The organism is Methanobrevibacter sp., assembly GCF_045541095.1.
GTDB lineage: Archaea > Methanobacteriota > Methanobacteria > Methanobacteriales > Methanobacteriaceae > Methanocatella.
On record NZ_JAZQIJ010000060.1, the window covers coordinates 1 to 4253 of the forward strand.

Below are 4253 nucleotides of genomic sequence, written 5' to 3' on the forward strand. Positions count from 1 at the left end.
CTTACAAAATTAGTAATAGTTTTATTGGTTGCATTAACCCTAGTAGTTAGAGTTATACTATAAGTTTCACCATTTTTAACCAAATCAATAATCCATTTGTGATTATTCGCATCAAAAGTACCTTCATAACCTTCAACCGCACCAATTAAAATCAATTCATCAGGAAGGTCATCTAAAACGACAACATTGACAGCATCATCCGGACCGTAATTATGTACAGTAATAGTCCAGTTAATAAGAGTATTGTTTCGAACTTCACTTAAAGAAACAGTCTTATTAATAGCCAAATCAGCTTCCGGAGGAACAACAGTACTATTAGAAGCAGTATTGTTTTCAGGATAAGGGTCATAAATGTCAGACACGACAGATACAGTATTTACAATAGTGGTATTGGTAGCATTAACCTTAGTTTTAACAACTAAAACCTGAGTCTCACCAACTTTCATCTCACCAATAATCCAATCATTACCGTCAAGACGGCCTTTATAATTGCCAACAGGGTCAAAAGTAATCAGTTCTTCAGGCACCGCATCAGTCACAACAACATTTGTCGCATTGTCAGGACCGTAATTAGTCACACGAATAGTCCATTCAACAAAAGTATCATTATGTGTAGTTGAAGCATTCACCTCCTTAACAATACCCAAATCAGCTTCCGGAGGAACAACAGTACTATTAGTAGCATTGTTATTATCAGGATTAGGATCATAAGTATCAGAGGTAACTTCTACAGTATTGTTCAAAGTAGCATTAGTTGCATTCACAGTAGTTGAAATAACTAAAACATACGGAACATTCACAGGAAGTTCATCTATTGTCCAGACATTATTGGAATCAAAACGGCTAGGATTGGTCATGCTAACAGGAACGCCTGAGAAAATCAAACCGTTATCTAATGTACCATTTACACGAACATTATAAGCAACATCAGGACCTTTATTGATTACAGTAATTGTCCAGATTACTTCACTGTTATTTCGTGTTTTATCAGGATTAGCAGTCTTTGTAATCTCCAAATCGGCAGCTGTGACATTTACGGTTTTATTGTCTTCGTTATTTGTTTCATTCCAGTCTGTTTCATTACTTACAACATTAGCCTTATTGTCAAATGTTCCTCTCTCTTTTGCTATTGACTTTATGGTCAATGTTACAACTTGAGAAGGAAGCAATGTGCCTATTTCCCATAAATTAGTAGCTTTACTGTAAGAACCTTGAGTGGCTGTACAGTTTGCATTGCTGAATTCAAATTGACTTGGCACAACATCTGTTACATTCACAAATGTTGCGGTTGTTGAATTATAAGCATTTGTTACAGTTATAATCCATGTTACACCATCACCAACAGTGTAGACATCCTTATCACTTGTTTTAGTTACAGACAAGTCCACATAACCTAAAATTCTAAAGTTTGTAGTGTTTGTAATCTCTTTATAGTTCCAGTCTTCAGGATGGGTTGCAACTACCCTGTATGTGCCTACCTTTCTTAATTGGGATTTGGAAAGGGTGACATTTACAGCACCTGTAATGTTGGTAATCATTGTTTGATTAAGGTAGATAATAGCATTATCCGGGTCATAGATTGTAAGAGAAATTTCCTGTAAATTTTCCCTGTCATCCTGATAAACTAAAGTACCGCCCTGACTGTTTTCAGCTCCATTGACAGGAGTTAAAACGGCAGCACCAGTATTTCTAACTTTTCCGTTACTGTGTTTGAATGTTACATTTTGAAGGTGTATTTCTGTGTTTGATGCCTCGTTGTGGATTGCATTAATGATGTTGTCTCCACCAACATGCACAACAGTCACATTTACATCACTTTGATCATAAAGACTTTCTTTTGGAACTGCATTGACAATAAGAAGGTAACTCCAAGCCTGATTTTCGAAAAAGACATCATCTTTAAGATTGAAGTTTTTGCCTGTAGTGTAAATTGCAGAACCGTTACGTGCCTTGTTATGTGAGAATGTGTTATTGACTGTGACAGTATTATCACCTTTTACATAAATTGCTCCACCCAAACCAGTGTCATCACCAGCGCTGGCAGATGCAGGAATAGCTTCATTTTCTGTGAAATTGTTATTCTTAAATGAAGTATCTTTTCCGTCAATAAATACAGCACCACCTTGATGGGTTACTGTATTTTTATTAAAAGTACTGTTGTTTATATTAGAATTGTTTCCTTTAATATATACCGCTGCACCATTTACAGCAGAATTATCCTTAAATGTTGAATTGAAAACTTTTGTATTGCTACCTACAATATAAACAGTACCGTTTTCACATTCATGCTCATAAAACTTAGTATCATTAATTATAGTCCTGGAACCATCAATATAAATTGCAGCTCCGTTACCACTTTTAGCAGTATTATTTCTAAAGGTACAGTTTAAAATTTTTGTATCGTTACCGTAAACATAAATCGCACCGGCATTTCCAGTAGGATTAAAAGTCATGGTTTCATGTTTTACATACCAGGTACCAGCATCATCTTCCCTGAAATTGCTTTCAATAGTATTATCACCAATATTAGGATCAATTTTGCTGTAATATTGGACACCAGGTGTTCTTTCTTGACCGCTTTTAAGATTAGCAAATAATTTTATACAAAGTGAAGAAGTTTTTTCTTTAGTTGCAATATTGTTTTCAAAAGTACAGTTCTCAATTGTTACATTATTTCCTTGATAATTTCTACCGCTGAATCCGTCATGGTCTCCGCTTAAACCACCAACCATAATGGCTCCTCCCTGTCCACCGTCATTATTAATGAACTTGGAATTTCTTACAATCGCGTTATTATGACTTATACCAATACCTCCAGAATATTCACCGGTACCGGTACAGTTGATAAACTGACAGCCATCAATGAGTTCAGGTGTTTTAATATATGCAACAGAAGATGAGAAATTTCCGTGGAGATATACAGCAAACCATCTGGAAGTAATGTTGATAAAGTTACAGTCAATTAAACGAGAAGATACAGCTGAAGACCCCCACTCTGACTCATCAGCAATACATAATGCACCACCATGCTGAGCAGAAGAGGTATTGATGAAATTACAATTTACCATATTTACACCAAATACTGCACCTAATTGACCAGAACCGTCATCTACACCATGTGCACCAGGATTAGTTTGATGGCAATTAGTGAAATTACAATTTATAATTGGAATTGGAGTATTTTCCCAATAACAACCTTCCATACCCATAAACTGATTCAGTGAAACACAATTATTTATTACACAGTCAGTCAAGGAACCACTTTGAAAATTAACAAGTCTAGTAGTTGCATTAAGATTTTCAAATATAATATTGTTTAAAATACATCCGTAATTACTGGAATATCCTCTTTTCCCAGATCCTGGAATAAATGGAGATTTTGAATTTTTAACACCAAAAGTTAAAGCATAATCCCAACTATCTCCAAAATTAGCCATTAAATTATCCCCAATTTGGGAACCACCATATATTCTTACATTACTTATATATACCTTATCAGGCCTATTTGCAGAATCTCCATCCCACCAATTGTCGCCTTGACTTTCATCAAATGTACCTGCGAGAATTTTAGATGCACCGGTATATGTTCCACCATTTAAGTAAAGTGTTCCTCCACCATTGGCAGATATTTCCAATATAGCATCCCTAATATTTTCCATGGTACCTCCAGATAAACTTATATCATAAGCACCAAGGATTTGTTCGTCATTACTTACACTTAAAATTCGTCCGTCATTATTCGCCCGCAGCAGTTGCGGTTCATCAGTTAAACTTTTTACACTTCCATTATTGTCTTTCTCATCAGCTTGGTCCAGAAGCGATGTAGATAACGTATCGATTGAATTCAGTTTCCCATTTTTAAAATTTTCATCAATCTCCACATCATCGGCAGACATCATTGAAAGTGCATCTGTGTTTGTATCGTTTGTTAATTGATCACTCGCACTTGCAAATGACACTGAGAAAATTATTAAAAATAGTATTAAACTGAAAAATAAATATCGTTTAAATTGCATAATTTTCCTCTCTTAAACAAAACTCAATTTTCGTTTAACTTATTTAATGAAAAATTCATTTTTCGAAAAATTAACAAATATAGAAAAAATTAATGAAAGAGGTACCTAAGTACCATATAATATTATAATAATAAAGGCTTATAAATGTTGCTAATTGGATTTAGGCATGAAAAAAAATTTTATTCGAAATAATATGAATTTTAAGAGTTACAATAGAAAAAGCATGCCAAAATATAT

Annotated in this window: 1 protein-coding gene; it reads right to left on the reverse strand. The window is 34.4% G+C overall.

Going from position 1 to position 4253, the window contains the following annotated elements; genetic code table 11:
* The coding region (locus ACKI2P_RS02865) for a right-handed parallel beta-helix repeat-containing protein (protein WP_407374826.1) at positions 1 to 3959 on the reverse strand (3959 nt) is incomplete at its 3' end.
* Between the last annotated feature and the right edge of the window lie 294 nt (positions 3960 to 4253).